This is a genomic window from Microbacterium sp. NPDC055910 (assembly GCF_042271185.1).
Taxonomy (GTDB): Bacteria; Actinomycetota; Actinomycetes; order Actinomycetales; family Microbacteriaceae; genus Microbacterium.
In genome coordinates, this window is the sequence record NZ_JBHJZS010000021.1 from 41,807 (window position 1) to 56,227 (window position 14,421).

General features: G+C 66.4%; 17 protein-coding genes. 7 read left to right on the forward strand and 10 right to left on the reverse strand.

What is annotated here, in order from left to right; translation table 11 throughout:
- Nucleotides 1-32: 32 nt before the first annotated feature.
- From ACFC3F_RS10115 to ACFC3F_RS10135, 5 genes are all read right to left on the reverse strand, one after another.
- Entirely contained in the window at nt 33-1,130 is a 1,098-nt protein-coding gene (locus ACFC3F_RS10115) for a PD-(D/E)XK nuclease family protein (protein WP_376129036.1), read from the reverse strand.
- A 141-nt stretch (nt 1,131-1,271) separates the two neighbouring features.
- The gene (locus tag ACFC3F_RS10120; RefSeq protein WP_376129038.1) at nt 1,272-1,835 is read right to left on the reverse strand and encodes a TM2 domain-containing protein; all 564 of its coding nucleotides are present in this window, start codon (nt 1,833-1,835) and stop codon (nt 1,272-1,274) included.
- A gap of 327 nt (nt 1,836-2,162) precedes the next feature.
- Nucleotides 2,163-2,402 carry a toxin gene (locus ACFC3F_RS10125; RefSeq protein ID WP_376129039.1) on the reverse strand — a complete coding sequence of 80 codons (240 nt, stop codon included), beginning with the start codon at nt 2,400-2,402 and terminating at the stop codon, nt 2,163-2,165.
- Nucleotides 2,399-2,662 carry a ribbon-helix-helix domain-containing protein gene (locus ACFC3F_RS10130; protein ID WP_376129041.1) on the reverse strand — a complete coding sequence of 88 codons (264 nt, stop codon included), beginning with the start codon at nt 2,660-2,662 and terminating at the stop codon, nt 2,399-2,401. The genes ACFC3F_RS10125 and ACFC3F_RS10130 overlap by 4 nt, the downstream gene beginning before the upstream one ends.
- Before the next feature lie 124 nt (nt 2,663-2,786).
- Nucleotides 2,787-3,251, reverse strand: coding sequence for a hypothetical protein (locus ACFC3F_RS10135; RefSeq protein ID WP_376129042.1), 465 nt, complete (start codon nt 3,249-3,251; stop codon nt 2,787-2,789).
- Between the two features lie 235 nt (nt 3,252-3,486).
- Between ACFC3F_RS10135 and ACFC3F_RS10140 the strand changes: the two genes are divergently transcribed.
- The 3 genes from ACFC3F_RS10140 (at nt 3,487) to ACFC3F_RS10150 (ending at nt 5,668) form a co-directional block, all read left to right on the forward strand.
- Nucleotides 3,487-4,563, forward strand: coding sequence for an alpha/beta fold hydrolase (locus ACFC3F_RS10140; protein ID WP_376129044.1), 1,077 nt, complete (start codon nt 3,487-3,489; stop codon nt 4,561-4,563).
- Between the two features lie 24 nt (nt 4,564-4,587).
- Entirely contained in the window at nt 4,588-5,187 is a 600-nt protein-coding gene (locus ACFC3F_RS10145; protein WP_376129046.1) for a TetR/AcrR family transcriptional regulator, read from the forward strand.
- 178 nt (nt 5,188-5,365) lie between these two features.
- Complete coding sequence (locus ACFC3F_RS10150; RefSeq protein WP_376129048.1) at nt 5,366-5,668, forward strand: putative quinol monooxygenase; 303 nt, start codon at nt 5,366-5,368, stop codon at nt 5,666-5,668.
- A 545-nt stretch (nt 5,669-6,213) separates the two neighbouring features.
- Here ACFC3F_RS10150 and ACFC3F_RS10155 read toward each other — a convergent pair.
- The 3 genes from ACFC3F_RS10155 to ACFC3F_RS10165 all read right to left on the reverse strand — a co-directional run bounded on the left by ACFC3F_RS10155 (nt 6,214) and on the right by ACFC3F_RS10165 (nt 7,410).
- Nucleotides 6,214-6,669 (reverse strand): flavodoxin family protein, encoded by a 456-nt coding sequence (locus tag ACFC3F_RS10155; protein ID WP_376129050.1) that lies wholly within the window; start codon nt 6,667-6,669, stop codon nt 6,214-6,216.
- A gap of 241 nt (nt 6,670-6,910) precedes the next feature.
- Nucleotides 6,911-7,150, reverse strand: a complete 240-nt coding sequence (locus tag ACFC3F_RS10160; protein ID WP_376129039.1) for a toxin — start codon at nt 7,148-7,150, stop codon at nt 6,911-6,913.
- Entirely contained in the window at nt 7,147-7,410 is a 264-nt protein-coding gene (locus ACFC3F_RS10165) for a ribbon-helix-helix domain-containing protein (RefSeq protein ID WP_376129051.1), read from the reverse strand. Before ACFC3F_RS10165 ends, ACFC3F_RS10160 begins: the two co-directional genes overlap by 4 nt.
- Before the next feature lie 318 nt (nt 7,411-7,728).
- Between ACFC3F_RS10165 and ACFC3F_RS10170 the strand changes: the two genes are divergently transcribed.
- Entirely contained in the window at nt 7,729-8,166 is a 438-nt protein-coding gene (locus tag ACFC3F_RS10170) for a helix-turn-helix domain-containing protein (protein ID WP_376129053.1), read from the forward strand.
- Nucleotides 8,167-8,191: 25 nt separating this feature from the next.
- Nucleotides 8,192-8,770, forward strand: a complete 579-nt coding sequence (locus ACFC3F_RS10175) for a PIN domain-containing protein (RefSeq protein WP_376129055.1) — start codon at nt 8,192-8,194, stop codon at nt 8,768-8,770.
- A gap of 219 nt (nt 8,771-8,989) precedes the next feature.
- Here ACFC3F_RS10175 and ACFC3F_RS10180 read toward each other — a convergent pair whose 3' ends face one another.
- Entirely contained in the window at nt 8,990-9,199 is a 210-nt protein-coding gene (locus tag ACFC3F_RS10180; RefSeq protein ID WP_376129056.1) for a hypothetical protein, read from the reverse strand.
- A 576-nt stretch (nt 9,200-9,775) separates the two neighbouring features.
- On the reverse strand, nt 9,776-11,149 hold the full coding sequence (dnaB, locus tag ACFC3F_RS10185; protein WP_376129058.1) for a replicative DNA helicase: 1,374 nt from the start codon (nt 11,147-11,149) through the stop codon (nt 9,776-9,778).
- Nucleotides 11,150-11,624: 475 nt separating this feature from the next.
- Between dnaB and ACFC3F_RS10190 the strand changes: the two genes are divergently transcribed.
- Both ACFC3F_RS10190 and ACFC3F_RS10195 read left to right on the forward strand, forming a co-directional pair.
- Entirely contained in the window at nt 11,625-12,581 is a 957-nt protein-coding gene (locus ACFC3F_RS10190; protein ID WP_376129060.1) for a hypothetical protein, read from the forward strand.
- Nucleotides 12,582-12,662: 81 nt separating this feature from the next.
- Nucleotides 12,663-14,207 carry a chaplin family protein gene (locus ACFC3F_RS10195; RefSeq protein WP_376129061.1) on the forward strand — a complete coding sequence of 515 codons (1,545 nt, stop codon included), beginning with the start codon at nt 12,663-12,665 and terminating at the stop codon, nt 14,205-14,207.
- Nucleotides 14,208-14,421: the final 214 nt, after the last annotated feature.

The following is a 14,421-nucleotide window of genomic DNA, read 5'->3' on the forward strand; positions in this document are numbered from 1 at the left end:
GGGCGTTTGCGTGCACCGAGCCGATCGTCGCGCTAATACTCAGAGGCCGTGGCCGCTCGACGTTCGGAGACCAGGTGAGTGACCTGCGTCACGAACTCTGCGGCGATCTCGGCGTCGCTGGCCGACCATCCCAGGGAAAACGGGTGGACGGTCTCGTCTTGATAGGTTCGCCCGCGGTACTCATAGATGAAGATGCTCGGGTACTCGGGTTTCACGGACAACTTGAGCTCATAGCTCCAGTCGACGTCTGGGAGGTGGTAGGCGTTCCAGGCGACGCCCTTTGATCCGCTGTGCGACTCCCAACCGACGACGAGCCCAGCGTTCTTGAGTTGTGTATCGATCAGCGGCTCTAGCCTTCTGATGCGAGCGCGAAGCGTTCGCTCGACGTTGCTCCGTGCCGTCAGGAACTGACTGACAGCCTCCCCGTGTTCCTCAAGCAGCGCTCGCCATTCATCGATGCGTGCTGCCTCGACTGTGTTGTCCGTCATGCTCCACCCTTCAGTTCGAGCTTCCATGAATTGCTGCAACAGATCGAGGCTCCGCCGTTGATCGGTGTCGACAGGGCTGAGCAGGTGATCGACGAGGTCCGTTGAGGAGCGGATCTGGGCGCGTAGTTCCGCGTAGGTGATTGAGCGAGAGTGCCAGGAAGCTTGCGACTCCGGAGCAACGCGGTGTTCAGGCGCGAGCGTCGCCACCAGCGCTGCGTCGACGCCCTCCTCGGAGAGGGCGCGCCGGGCGTAGGCATCGAGGGGATTATTGAGTTTGTGACCGATCTTGTTCTCGACAACGACTGCCAAGCCGCTCGTCCGGTTTACGGCGAGGACGTCGATGTAGTCGACCTGGCTGCCCAGCTCCCACTCGTCGGATCCAAGGTGGCTTCCGGCGTCGAATGGGACTCCGGTTCTGCCGCGGGCGCCGACGAGATCGGCACCATCCAAAAGAGCAAGCAGCGCGTCGATGACCAGCGACCCGAGGCCGTGCCGCTCGTTCGGGTCAAGGAAGAAGAGCAGGGTCATGTCTACCCGCGTCTCTCGCCAGCCCTCCCGAAGGATGTCGTAGACATTCACAGGTCGGGCTGGCGGCGTCGTTACCCCCAAAGGAACGGTGAGGAACGAGATGTCAAGCGCCACAAGACCACCGTATCCAGTTGGGTCAACGAGCGTGCCGCTCGCGATCCCCGTACGGACGGTGCACGCAGAGGGCGCCGCCGATTCACTTGATTCGGATAGCTGATATCGCGCGAATGCCGGATGCCGGATGCAGCTGGAGGGCTAGCGCGGCTCGAGGCGTCGTGCGTTCTCATCGCGCACCATGGATGGCAGCACAAAGAGATCGACGAGTAGCCAGATTCCGCCTGCGATGAGAAGCGGGACACCGACAGCGACGCCGACCAGGAACCATCCTGCCCACCAGATGCATAGCAGCGCGATCGCGGAACCGATTCGACCGAGGTAGAACCGATGCGCGGCGAACCCACCGAGCAGAAAGAAGAAGAGGTACGCGATACCCACTTCCTTCTGCGGCTGGGCTGTTTGCGGCGCAAAGGGACCCCACGACCTGCCGTCCCACCATTGGAGGAGACCTGTCGGACCCGGATACCAGCCTGCGGGCTGAGCAAACGAACCGGCCTGCGGTTGTACATAGGCGGGAGGCAGTTGTTGTGGAGGGATCACGACTGTAGGTGCAGGAAGCGTGGGAGACAGAGCCGCCCACTCCGCCTCCGGGGTCGGGGCGCCGATGACATCGGTCGTCCACTCGTATCCGTTCCAGTAACGTTTCCCGCCGCTGGCCACGGAGTACCAGCCTGGCGTTGCCGCCGGAGCGTCGTTGGACATCCAGTTCCTCCCCAGAACAGACCCGATGCTGCTCAACATAACGCGACGTACGCGGGAGTGAAGCTCCCGCGACCTGCCGCATCTCAGATGTCGGAGGTGTGCGGCACAATCGTCTAGATCGGCGATTCGCCGTGGGACTACTACTTGGGGGACTTATCATGCGCCCGTCTCGGCGACGGAATTCACATGATCGGTAGCGCCACATACTCGTGCGCACCCGGCTCGTTCTACGTCAACTACGTTCGCTAGATCCGGGCGCAAGTCGGTCTGCCGGCGCCCGGAGAACGGTCCCTCACCGCACACGGACCGGGCTAATGACGATCGTCTCTACGGGAGCAGATCCAGCATCTGGGGTCGGGCCTTCATCGCGTGGATCACGAGTTCGTTGCCGCTGTCGAAGACGAGCACGACGAGCTCAAGAAACCGTCCTTGCGCGTCGAAGCCGAGCCGTAGTTGACGGACAGGTGAGCCTTCGTCGAGATCGTCGATCCACAGCGGCCACGACGCCGCCTGGATGATGTCCTCCGTTGCGATGCCGTGCTTGAGAGCGGAGTCGTGGACCTTCACGCGGCGTACGCGGCGATTGCTTCGCGGATGAGCTCCGAGCGGGACTTGTGCTCGCGTTCAGCGCGGGCATCAAGAGCGGCGAGCTCGTCGGCGGTGAGTCGGAGCGCGACGACCTGGGCGGGCGCCGCTCCTCGGCCGGGTCGTCCGCGTCCTCGCCGTTTGAGAACCTCGACGTCGTAGCCGGCCTCAGCCTCGGCCGCCCACGCCGCGATCTGCTCCTCCGTCACTGGAGCCCCGTTGATCGTCTCTTCGCCACCCATAGCGGAATCGTATTACGAAATTACGATCGCGTCCACCGCTGCACGCGCGCCGGTCCCCGCACGAACGCGAGAGCGCACCGCTCAGACGACGCTGGACGCGGCGCGGCGCCCTCACAACGGACAACTACTGCTGTTCCATCTCCACAGTCATCGTCACACCCATCGCGGCTAGTTCGTACTTGAGCTTCCCACCCTCGTACGTGAACGTCTTCGTCGAGTCACCGGAGGCGAGAATTGCCGTGTCGGTCTGGCTGGTGTCGTTCACCGAGTCCCACGTGTACATGTCGGTGGCCTCCATCGGCGCGTTGTACGTTCCCGCCCAGTACAGGGCGGTGGTCGACTCGGCTTCGTTGACCCAATTGATGACGATCTCGTCGCCAGAGATGGTGGCTTCCTGGTACGAGTCCTCCGAGCTTGAGTTCGTCTGCGTCCATTCGCCGGTGAGATCCAACGGCTGCGCGGGCTCTTCGACGGCCGACTGCGGCGCTTCCCGCTCGGTCGAGGTCGTGGTGCCGGCGCTTGAGGAGCATCCGGCGAGGAGCAGAAGCGCGGCCAGTGCGGCCCCTGCTGAGGCAAGGCGGAGGTTCATGCTCGAAGCCTATTGGACTGTCTGCCACGGCCCACCCTGCTGAACCGCCCAGGCAGGGTCCCCCAGCGCGCCGAGAAGTGCCTCCCTCGAGATGATGTCGTCGTAGGCCGCGCGCGAGTCCTTCGAGGCCAATCACATTGATGCCGGGTAGGACAAGCGACAGCAAGTCTTCCGCTCGCGCGTTCGAGATGCATGACCAGTTGACATGACTAACCACAGGGTTAGGCTACTAACCATGAGGTCAGCAAGCGTCACTACCGAACCCCGACCGGCGACCGGCGACCAAGTCATCACGGGCGCGCCCGACACCACGCCCGACCACCTGTCGCGCCCGGCCCGCCCACGCCGCCGGCGGTGGCCCCGCGTGCTGCTCGCTCTCGCTCTCGTCGTCGCGGGGATGATCATGGGCGGCGTCCTGTTCGACGGTGGCGCACCGGTCGGCCACTTCCGCAGCGCCGACGGACACGACGCCTACCTCGCGGCCTACGACGCCGCCCTGGCCGAGGGCCCCGCCGTGTCGGAGGCGGTCTCGGTTCCCACTTCCGCCGGCGACGTGCACGTGTTGCGCTACGACGCGACCGACCCGTCCGCGCAGGACGCCGATCCGCTCCTTCTCCTCCCCGGTACTCAGTCCGGGGCGCCCATGTGGGTCGACAACGTTCCGGCGCTGAGCGCCGAGCGCCCCGTCTACGTGATCGACCTGCTCGGCCAGCCGGGACGCAGCATCCCCTCACGCCCGATCGAGACGCACGAAGACGACGCGCGCTGGCTGGCCGAGGTCGTCGATTCGCTCCCCGGGGAGCCTGTCGTCATGGGTCACTCGCTCGGCGGGTGGATCGCCATGAACCTCGCCGTCCACGAGCCCGACGCCGCCGACCGCGTCATCGTGATCGACCCCGTGCAGACGTTCGGCGACCTCTCGCTTGCCGCCGTCGTGCGATCGCTTCCGGCATCCGTGCCCTGGACGCCTCGCAGCTGGCGCGACGACTTCGCGAGCTGGACCGCGAACGACGCCCCCGTCGAGGACGAGCCGGTCGCCGACATGATCGAAGCGGGGATGCAGCACTACGCACTCGGTGCGCCGGCTCCGGCCCGTTTCTCCGACAAGCAGCTCGCCGCCGTGGACGCGCGCGTGCTCGTGATCATGGCCGGGGAGTCGCGGATGCACGACGCCGCCGCGGCGGGCGAGACGGCCGAGCGCGTGCTCGCCGACGGCACCGTCCTCACCTACGACGGGGCGTCGCACGCGATCACGGGCGAAGAGCCCGACCGCATCGCGCGCGACGTGGAGGCGTTCCTGGACCAGGATTGAGGAATGCCCACACGATCCCGCAGCGTGCGCGAAGCCGCCGGCCGGCCGCCCACCGCGGCCGAGCTGGCGCGCCGCCGCGAAATCCTCGACGCCACGATCGCCGTGATCGCACGCGGCGGCTGGGCCGCCTGCACGCTGCAGAGCGTCGCCGACGAGATCGGCGTGACCAAGGCCGCGGTCATCTACCACGTGGGCACCAAGGCCGGGCTCGTCGAGCAGGCGTACTCGTTCGTGATCACCGCCTTCACCGAGGCTGTGCAGGCGCGGGTGGAAGCGGCGACCGATCCAAGCGACGCGCTCGTGCGGTTCGCCCACGCGCACCTCGACTACATGCGCGACCACCGCGACCACGCTCGGGTCATCGCGGAGGCCCTCGACGACGCGCATCCGAACGAGCTTGACGACCGCCCCACCTCGCCAGACCGCGCGCTTCCCGTAATCGCCCTGATCGAGGCGGCGCGCGCCGCCGACACCTCCCCCGCGCCACAGGAGGGCCCCCGCGTCGTCGCGACCGCGCTCGGCGGCATGATCGATGCGGCGGTCGCGGCCTGGCTGCAAGATCCCGCCTTCGACCTCGACGCAGCAAAGCGGCTGCTGACGACCTTCCTCGCCGCCGCAGTCTGAGCGCGGCGGCAAGGTCATCGATGCGCTCCGCGTGCCGGCCCGCGCGGCGTACCGGCCTTTAGCGCGGCCGAAATGCGCGATAGGCGTAGCTCCCCGATCACCACGCCGTCCGCTGTGATCAACTCCAGCGGTGCACGCATTCAGGTGGTTTGTCGGGCGCCGACTGTAGGTTCGTCGCATGGTCTTTGCGAACGTCGGAACACTCGACGCGGCCCCTGGCAAGCGCGACGAACTCGTCGCTCACTTGATACGGAGGAGCAGCGTCCTTTCGGAAGTCGGCTGTATCGCGTACGAGGTGGGTACCAACGATGCCGAGCCCGACACGGTGTTTGTCGTTGAGCTCTGGAAGGATGCCGCTGCCCATCAGGCGTCCCTTGCACTTCCCGAGGTCGCAGAAGCCATTGCGGAAGCACGCCCACTCCTGTCCGGGGTCTTCGGGGGATTCCACTTCGAAGTGGTTGGCTCGCCGCTACGCGACTGACTCCCGACTGCCCGCCGCCCGGTCGTCTGCCGAGCGCAATTCACTTGTCGTTCCGGGGCGCCAACATGGGCGTTGTGTCAACATCGATCTATGAGTTCGCGCCAAGGTCTCTCCGCCGGAGAAGTCATCTTCGTAATCTTGGGTGGCATCTCGATCGTTGGCGCGGGCGTCTGGCTCTACGCCATCGTGAGCGGCGGAGCAGCTGGCTGGTGGGGATTCGTGGGATGTCTGGGCACAGCTGTTGCCATGGCGATCCTCTTTATCAACGGGCGGCGCGAGCGTCGTAACAAGAGTTCAGCGGGACGGAGCAGGGATCAGAAGAAGCGCCGGGGCTAGCCCACAGTCCCACAAACGCGGGCCATCTTGATCGACGTTGCTCGCGGGGGCGAGTCATCACGGCGCGGCAACCGGATCGTGTCTTGCTTCAAGGAGAGCTTCGTCGCTCAGGAGCCCGAGCTCGCGAGCGGGTCGCCAAGCGTGCGACGTAGAGCCGAGAATCGGCTCGGGACCGGTGAAGACCGAAGCCGGTGCGCACCGATGCCTCGTCAGGCCTCCAGGAGCCCGGCGGCGAGGGTGGCGCCAAGGTCGGCGGCGGCCTCGAGATACGAGGTGTCTGCGTCCCCCGTGAACACGAGTGGGGCGGCGGCGAGCCGCAGACCGTAACCCGTCGTGATCGTGCGCATCGCTTGCTCGGCGCCGGTCGTATCGTGGCCGCCGTGGATCCAGTAGCCGAAGGGTCGGCTCGCGATCACCTCGCGCGTCTCGTAGTACGTCGTGTCGAAGAAGTGCTTCAGCGCACCCGACAGGTAGCCGAAGTTCGCGGTCGTGCCGAACACGTAGCCGTCGGCGGCCAGCACGTCGTCGACCGTCGCCTCGAGTGCAGGACGCTCGACCACCGCCACACTCATGAGGTCCTCGTGCTGAGCTCCCGCGAGCACGGCATCGGCGATCGCCCGCACCCGCGCGGTCGGCGAGTGATGCACGATGAGGAGGCGAGGCACGGCGACCAGTATGCCCGTTGTGTGCGTGGTGAATTCAGGGCGGGCCGGGAATCTGCAACAGGTCGGCGTCGCGCGTCACGGCGGCTTGGCCCTGATCAGACAGCAAGTGTTTCGATGATGACTTCGATCCGCAGCGACGGCCAGTTGACCTAAATGTTGCATCTGACCGCGGCACCGATGTCGAGATGAGTTCGGATGCGGTCCTCCACCGCACGCGAATCCGTGGGAATGCCGATCGTCTCTACGGGAGCAGATCCAGCATCTGGGGCCGGGCCTTCATCGCGTGAATCACGAGTTCGTTGCCGCTGTCGAAGACGAGCACGACGAGCTCAAGAAACCGTCCTTGCGCGTCGAAGCCGAGCCGTAGTTGACGGACAGGTGAGCCTTCGTCGAGATCGTCGATCCACAGCGGCCACGACGCCGCCTGGATGATGTCCTCCGTTGCGATGCCGTGCTTGAGAGCGGAGTCGTGGACCTTCACGCGGCGTACGCGGCGATTGCTTCGCGGATGAGCTCCGAGCGGGACTTGTGCTCGCGTTCAGCGCGGGCATCAAGAGCGGCGAGCTCGTCGGCGGTGAGTCGGAGCGCGACGACCTGGGCGGGCGCCGCTCCTCGGCCGGGTCGTCCGCGTCCTCGCCGTTTGAGAACCTCGACGTCGTAGCCGGCCTCAGCCTCGGCCGCCCACGCCGCGATCTGCTCCTCCGTCACTGGAGCCCCGTTGATCATCTCTTCGCCACCCATAGCGGAATCGTAATACGAAATTACGAATCGGGTCTACCACTGCACGCGCGCCGGTCCGCCAGTGCACGGCTAACAAGGGCGCACTGGCAGGGCACGGCCGTGAGTGCGCACCACGTGCGGCGAGGCGCGGGGTTACGCGGCCTGCCGGGACTAGGCTTCCGGTGACTTCGTCACGCGTAGCGCCTCCAGCCGGAAGCCTAGTCCCGTGCAGGTTGGGTTCTAGATATAGCTGTAGAAATTGCATTTGCAAGTGCAAACTTCTATGGTGGATCCAACGACGTATCCCACCACTAGGCGTCGTACGCATGGGAGTCCATCATGACCGTGCTCTTGACGAATGGAACAGTCCTCGTCGACGAGACGCTGCGCGCGCAAGCATCCGAGCTTGTGCGGCAGGCGCACGACCGAAGCTTTAGAGGCGTCAAGCTGGTGACCGACGATGGCTCGGAGGTTGAGCTGTCCGAAGACCTCGGAGCCTTTGTTGGGCACGTGCTTGAGGGCCTTGCCCGCGGCCCGGTGTCTGTGACCACTCTTCCCGATGAGTTGACGACGACTGTTGCGGCGGAACTTATCGGAGTCTCGCGCCCGACGCTAATGAAGCTGGTTCGCGACGGAGAGTTGACGGCCAAGAAGGTTGGCAGCCACACGCGGCTCAGCACGACTGATGTCTTGGCGTTCCGCAAGACACGCGCGCGTTCGCGTCGAGCCGCTTTTGCAGCACTCCGCGCGTTGGACGACGAGTTTGGCGAGGACTAAGGTCGCTCCTCAGTAGTCTGAATGCGTGCTCCAACGCGTGTTCGTCGACTCCAACGTGCTCGCGTCCCGCACGCAGTATGACTGGCTCTTCATGTTGCGTAACGAGACCGACAGTATGTTTCAGCTGCATTCGTCGTTCGACGTCTTGGTGGAAGCGGTTCGGGTGTGGCGCAGACGAAATCCGACCGCGCGCGGGGCATCATCGAAGCGACGGTTTGACCACCTACTCGCGAACCTTGATGAAGTCGTCGACGATTTCGACGCCGACATTGACTTCGACGGTGAGGACCCAGGCGACATTCACGTCAACGCGGCGGCGGTCGCCAGCGGCGCCCACAAGCTGCTGACCATGAATGGACGAGACTTTGGCGATCCCGATCTCCTTCAATACGAGATCTATAGGCCGGATCAGTTCTTCTGCCTGGTGGACGACGGCGCCGACGCGTGCGTCCGCCGCGTGACGATGGAGCAGGTCAATTACTGGAAGAGGCAACGAGAAAGGGGGCGTTCAACGAAGCCCCTGGCGGACGCACTGAGGGATGCTGGCTGCCCCACTTTTGCGACACGGGTGTCCAGGCATCTGCGCGTGCTCGGCGGTCAGTAGTTCGCAGGTTGAACGCGACATGGCTTCCGCGCGAGATCAGTGACCGCGCGTCGAGGCGGAATCAACAAGCACGGGTTCGCATCGTTACTGCATAGCTCTGCCGAGCGCGCGACTGCCGCGTCGCTCCGGCCCGCTCGACGGCGCTGCCTCGCACCGACCGTACGCCGGTCCCTCAGCGGACGCCAACCAGCGCTCGTCTGGATCGAGGTCGTCCCTGAGCTACTCGCGAGGTCTCCGGCCGACCACCCGACCTGCGAGGAAGGCGAGCGCAACCAGCGCCAGAGCGAAGATGACCCATCCTGCGACAGCGATGCGCGAGAGGATCACTGCTGATCCGCCCGGGGAGAAGGTCGCGTCGGTCAAAGGCTGGTAGGCGAACCAACCGAATGAGGCGACCCCCGTTGGTGTGAACATTCCGATCACGATCATGGTTGCGCCTACGAGCGCGATCAGCGCCGCACCTCCCCAGAGGAGCACCGCTCGACTACGTCTGCCCGCCACACCTTGACACTAGCGAGCCGCGCAATGAGGACAGGTCGCTTGCGGGTCCTCCAAGAGGCCGGCAACGTCGCAGACCGGATCTCGGAGAGCGGAACCGGCCGATACCAGGCACAACAGGCGAGCGCCGGGGATCCTTCCCCGGGATGACCGCCGCCCGCGACCCCCACGCGTTGTCTCAGCGAGGTAGTACGGCCCCAGAGCGTCGCCCCGAGGTTCGAATGTGAGGTCAGGCGACAGGTTGTGCTGTATGACGCGAGCGTGAACAACAGCGCGCCGGGACACTCCACGCGCCTCTCGGTGGTCAGCCGCCCACAGGCCGGTCTGACCACCGCGACGCTTGTCGATTCCGAGGCTGATCCGGCCGTAGCTACCGGTGCCGTGCGAAGGCGGTTCTCGTTGGACCCGCCCGCAAAGATGCCCGGTGAAGGCCCGTCAAATGCAACAGCGAAGCGCATCCGCGATTGGACATCTTCAACCGATGCCTAAATCAGCTGCTCGCTGCTGCTACCCGAAGTCGCCCGGTGCCATGTCGGCAAAGCGCGAGAAGTGGCCTTGGAAGGCGACCGTGATCGTGTCGGTGGGGCCGTTACGGTGCTTGGCGACGATGAGGTCGGCCTCGCCGGCACGTGGGCTGTCCTTCTCGTAGGCGGCCTCGCGGTGCAGGAGGACGACCATATCGGCGTCCTGCTCGATCGAGCCTGACTCACGCAGGTCGGACAAGGCGGGCTTCTTATCGGAGCGCTGCTCGGCACCACGGTTCAGCTGCGAGAGGGCCACGACCGGCACACCGAGCTCTTTCGCGAGGAGCTTGAGCGCGCGTGAGAACTCCGAGACCTCTTGCTGGCGCGACTCAACGCGCTTGCCCGACGTCATGAGCTGCAGGTAGTCGATGACGACCATCTTGAGCCCGACGCGCTGCTTGAGACGGCGGCACTTCGCGCGAATCTCGACGAGAGTCATGTTCGGGGAGTCATCGATGTAGAGCGGCGCATCGTTGATGCGACCCCGTGTTGCGGCGATCGTCGTCCAGTCGCGCGAATCGAGCGTGCCCTTGCGCATGGCCTGCAAAGGGATCGCGCCCTCGGCGCTCATGAGACGCATGGCGATTTCACTGCGACCCATCTCGAGCGAGAACAGGATGGTCGGCATGTCGTGCTTGATCGCCGCAGAACGCGCAAAATCCAGAGCGAGCGTCGATTTTCCCATAGCAGGGCGCGCCGCGATGATGATCATCTGTCCGGGGTGCAGCCCGTTCGTCAACTGGTCGAGACCTGCGAACCCCGTCGGGATGCCGGTCATCTGACCGTCGCGCCCGCGGGCGGCCTCGATCTCATCGACGGCCGCATCGACGGCGATCGTGAGCGGGACGTAGTCTTCGGCCACCTCGGCACCGGTCACCGAGTAGATCTCGGCCTGCGCGCTGTTGACGACGTCGACGGCTTCGCCCTGACCCGAGTAGCCCATCTGCACGATGCGGGTGCCGGCCTGCACGAGGCGGCGCAGGAGCGCCCGCTCGGACACGATCGAGGCGTAGTACCCGGCGTTCGCGGCCGTCGGCACGATCGACGTGAGGGTGTGCAGGTAGTCGGCGCCACCGGCGCGCTGGAGCTCACCGGTCTTGATCAACTCGTCGGTCACCGCGACGACGTCGGTCGGCTCGCCGTGCGAGTAGAGCGTGAGGATCGCTTCGAAGATCAGCTCATGCTTGGGGATGTAGAAATCGGCGCCGCGCAACGTCTCGATGACATCGGCGACGGCATCCTTCGACAGCAGCATGCCGCCCAGCGCGCTCTGCTCTGCGAGCAGGTCGTGCGGCGGGGTGCGCTCATGCTCACGGGGGCCCCCGAGACGTTCCTCGGAGATGTCCGCGATCGACATGCGCTCCCCCTTCTGCGCGAGATCGCGCGTCGTCCCCAGATGGCCGCTCACCACGCTAGGGAGGGCCTCCGACACTCGCAAACCAGCCTGTGGATAACTGTGTGGAGAGTCAGCGTGAAACGCCGACGCACCTGTGCACAAGTCCTGTGGATAAGATCATCACCCTCTCGCATTGGCGTCCAATAAATGCCTATTGACCTGGGCTTACCAAATCCACACCCTGTGGATAAGGATGTGGTTTAAGTAGGCGTTGAAGGTTGCGAGGTTGTACACAGATCACCCCGGATCGCAACTCGAAGACGCGCCGGGTCAGACGGGATTTTTCGGCGCGCACAGCACGCGCCACTCGCAGACACCACGCGCACGAATCGTGCACGCCATGGACAGCTGCCGCACTCTGGAGTACCGTCGGACATCCAGGCACCCTCAGACGCGTTCAACCGGACGCGCAACGTTCTTATCTCGGGAGATGAACGTGGAGACCGTTACCTGGAGTGAGCCGCGCAGGCTCGCTCGCGCAGCGCTGATGGGCATCAGCGTGGCGTTCGCGGGCACCGTGGTCTCTGTGTTCCTCGGGCTCGGCGCATCCGATGCGCACGCGGCCACCGATGACGAACGCGGTCTGACGGGTGCCGTGACCGGACTCATCGGCGGCACGACCGATCTGCTCGGAGCGACTGTATCGAGCGTGACCTCGACGGCATCCAACGCTGTCGAGGCAATCGTGGACGTTGCACCCGAACCCGTGCAGAAGCCTGTTCAGGCGGTGGGCGAGGCGATCGATACGACGGTCAGCACGGTCACGACGCCCGTGCAGCAGGTCGTCTCCGGCGGCGTCGTGAGCGCCGTGACGGCACCGGTCGTCGAAGTGCTGACCGAAGTTCCCGTCGTCGGCGCCGTCGTGTCGGGCCTCGGCGTCGACGACGTCGTCACGAGCATCGGCGCCGGCGTCGACGACACCCTCACGACCACGGTCGATGCCGTCTCGGACGTCGGCGCGATTCTCGTGCCCGCCCCGACCTCGCCCTCGCTCGACGAGGTCGAGCCCCCCGCATCCGTCTCGGATGCCGTGGACGCTTCCGGGGCACTGTCCGCTCCGGCCCACCACTTCACCTCGATCGTGCCCGCAGCCGGCACGGTCGACGCGCTCGTTCGGCACGCGGCATCCGCGCAGCCCTTCTCGCCACCACCGTCGACATCGTCGGCCGTGTCGTCGGCGACGGACGGCGGCCTCGCCGTGCCCGTGTTCGCGGGTGACCCCTGCCCTTCTCTCGCCACTACTTCGGGACCCGCCGGTGCGGGTTCCGGCGCCTGGGCGCTTGCCGCCCTCCTGCCTCTCGCCGCACACCGTGCCTGGGTGCGCCGAGCCGGGCCGGGGGACGACGACGCGCCGCCGGCGCCCGCAGACCCCACCGACGCTTCCCCCGATTGAGTCGAGCTCTGCCGCCCTCGGCGGCGTGCATCCTCGCGCGCCTCTTGCGCGCACCATTCGACTCAATCGAAAGAAGACATCATGAACACCCTCATCAAGCGCGCCCTGTGGGGCACGCTCCTCGCCGGCGGCATCACGCTGCTCGGCGCAACGGCCGCTCACGCGGCCGAGACGACGGGAGAGGACGGACTGCTCTCGGGCACGCAAGCCCTCGTCGACATCTCACTCCCCATCATGATCGACGGCACGTCGCTCTCGCTTCTCGGCGACTCGACGAGTTCGGGTGCGACGGCCCCCGTTCCGGCCGCTGCCGAGCCCGTCGCGGCCTCGACGAGCGGTTCGGATGCCGCGGCATCAGGCACGCAGGCGCTCGTGTCACTCGACGTTCCGATCACGATCTCGGGCAACGCGATCTCGGTGATCGGCGACAGCGGGTCGACGGGGTCGGAGCCCACAGTCGAACCCGAGGTGGCGGAATCAGCTCCGGCAGCACCCGCTGCATCGGAGACGACGAGCGGTGACGACGGGATACTGTCCGGAACGCAGGGCATCGTCTCGCTCGATCTGCCGATCGACGTCACCGGCAACGCCATCTCCGTCCTCGGCGACAGCTGGTCCGACACCACCACGGCACCCGCCGCACCGGGCATGACCGACACCACACCCGCGGCAACCACCGACGGAAGCGACGGCATCGCCTCCGGCACCCAGGTCATCGCACCGGTCACCGCGCCGATCGACGTCACCGGCAACGCCATCTCCGTCCTCGGCGACAGCTGGTCCGACACCACCACGGCACCCGCCGCACCGGCCACGACCGACACCGCACCCGCCGCAACCACCGACGGAAACGACGGCATCGCCTCCGGCACCCAGATCGTCGCACCGGTCACCGCGCCGATCGACGTCACCGGCAACGCCATCTCCGTCCTCGGCGACAGCTGGTCCGACACCACCACGGCACCCGCCACACCGGGCATGACCGACACCGCACCCGCCGCAACCACCGACGGAAACGACGGCATCGCATCCGGCACCCAGATCGTCGCACCGGTCACCGCGCCGATCGACGTCACCGGCAACGCCATCTCCGTCCTCGGCGACAGCTGGTCGACCGGTTCGGCGGCCTCCGACGTGGGCACCTCCACGGGAACGGCCCCGATGCCGATGACGTCAGGGCTCGACTCGGTGCTCAGCGGGACACAGCTCGTCGCGCCGATCGCGCTGCCGATCACGCTCGGCGGCAACGCGATCTCGGTCGTCGGTGACAGCACGTCGGACACTCCGTCGACGCCGACCGACCCGGGAACGCCTGGCACCCCCGGCACACCCGGAACGCCCGGAACCCCCGGCACCCCGGGAACACCCGGTACGCCGGGAACACCCGGAACGCCGGGAACGCCCGGAACGCCGGGAACGCCCGGAACGCCCGGAACGCCCGGAACGTCCGGTAACCCGGGAACACCCGGCACGGCCAGCACGCCCGTCATGGGCGCGGCGGCTGCGGCCGACGGCCACATGCTCGCCGAGACGGGCGGCGGGTCGCTGCTGCCCTTCGCGGGCGCAGCGTTCGCGCTCTTCGCCGCGGGAGGCATGCTCCTCGCCGCGCGTCGTCGCAGCGCCTGAGTCGTGAGGGCGGGCCGACCCCAGCGGCCCTCCCTCCACACCTCGTCCGCGGAGTACGGGACCGTGCCTGGACCGTGCTCCGCGGCCGACGGACCGGGCGGGCGTCGCTCTCAGGGGGAGAAGCGGCGCCCGCCCCTCGTCATGTCCGGAAACGACGGATGCCGCGGACCCGATGGGCCCGCGGCATCCGGTCTACGGCTCGACCCGTCGACAA

Bases quoted from the DNA above. Each gene is read 5' to 3' on its own strand.
- ACFC3F_RS10140 (WP_376129044.1), top strand. From the start codon at position 3,487: ATGAGGTCAGCAAGCGTCACTACCGAACCCCGACCGGCGACCGGCGAC.
- ACFC3F_RS10135 (WP_376129042.1), bottom strand. From the start codon at position 3,251: ATGAACCTCCGCCTTGCCTCAGCAGGGGCCGCACTGGCCGCGCTTCTG.
- dnaB (WP_376129058.1), bottom strand. From the start codon at position 11,149: ATGTCGATCGCGGACATCTCCGAGGAACGTCTCGGGGGCCCCCGTGAG.
- ACFC3F_RS10195 (WP_376129061.1), top strand. From the start codon at position 12,663: ATGAACACCCTCATCAAGCGCGCCCTGTGGGGCACGCTCCTCGCCGGC.
- ACFC3F_RS10165 (WP_376129051.1), bottom strand. From the start codon at position 7,410: ATGGGTGGCGAAGAGATGATCAACGGGGCTCCAGTGACGGAGGAGCAG.
- ACFC3F_RS10150 (WP_376129048.1), top strand. From the start codon at position 5,366: ATGGTCTTTGCGAACGTCGGAACACTCGACGCGGCCCCTGGCAAGCGC.
- ACFC3F_RS10120 (WP_376129038.1), bottom strand. From the start codon at position 1,835: ATGTCCAACGACGCTCCGGCGGCAACGCCAGGCTGGTACTCCGTGGCC.
- ACFC3F_RS10130 (WP_376129041.1), bottom strand. From the start codon at position 2,662: ATGGGTGGCGAAGAGACGATCAACGGGGCTCCAGTGACGGAGGAGCAG.
- ACFC3F_RS10180 (WP_376129056.1), bottom strand. From the start codon at position 9,199: ATGATCGTGATCGGAATGTTCACACCAACGGGGGTCGCCTCATTCGGT.
- ACFC3F_RS10170 (WP_376129053.1), top strand. From the start codon at position 7,729: ATGACCGTGCTCTTGACGAATGGAACAGTCCTCGTCGACGAGACGCTG.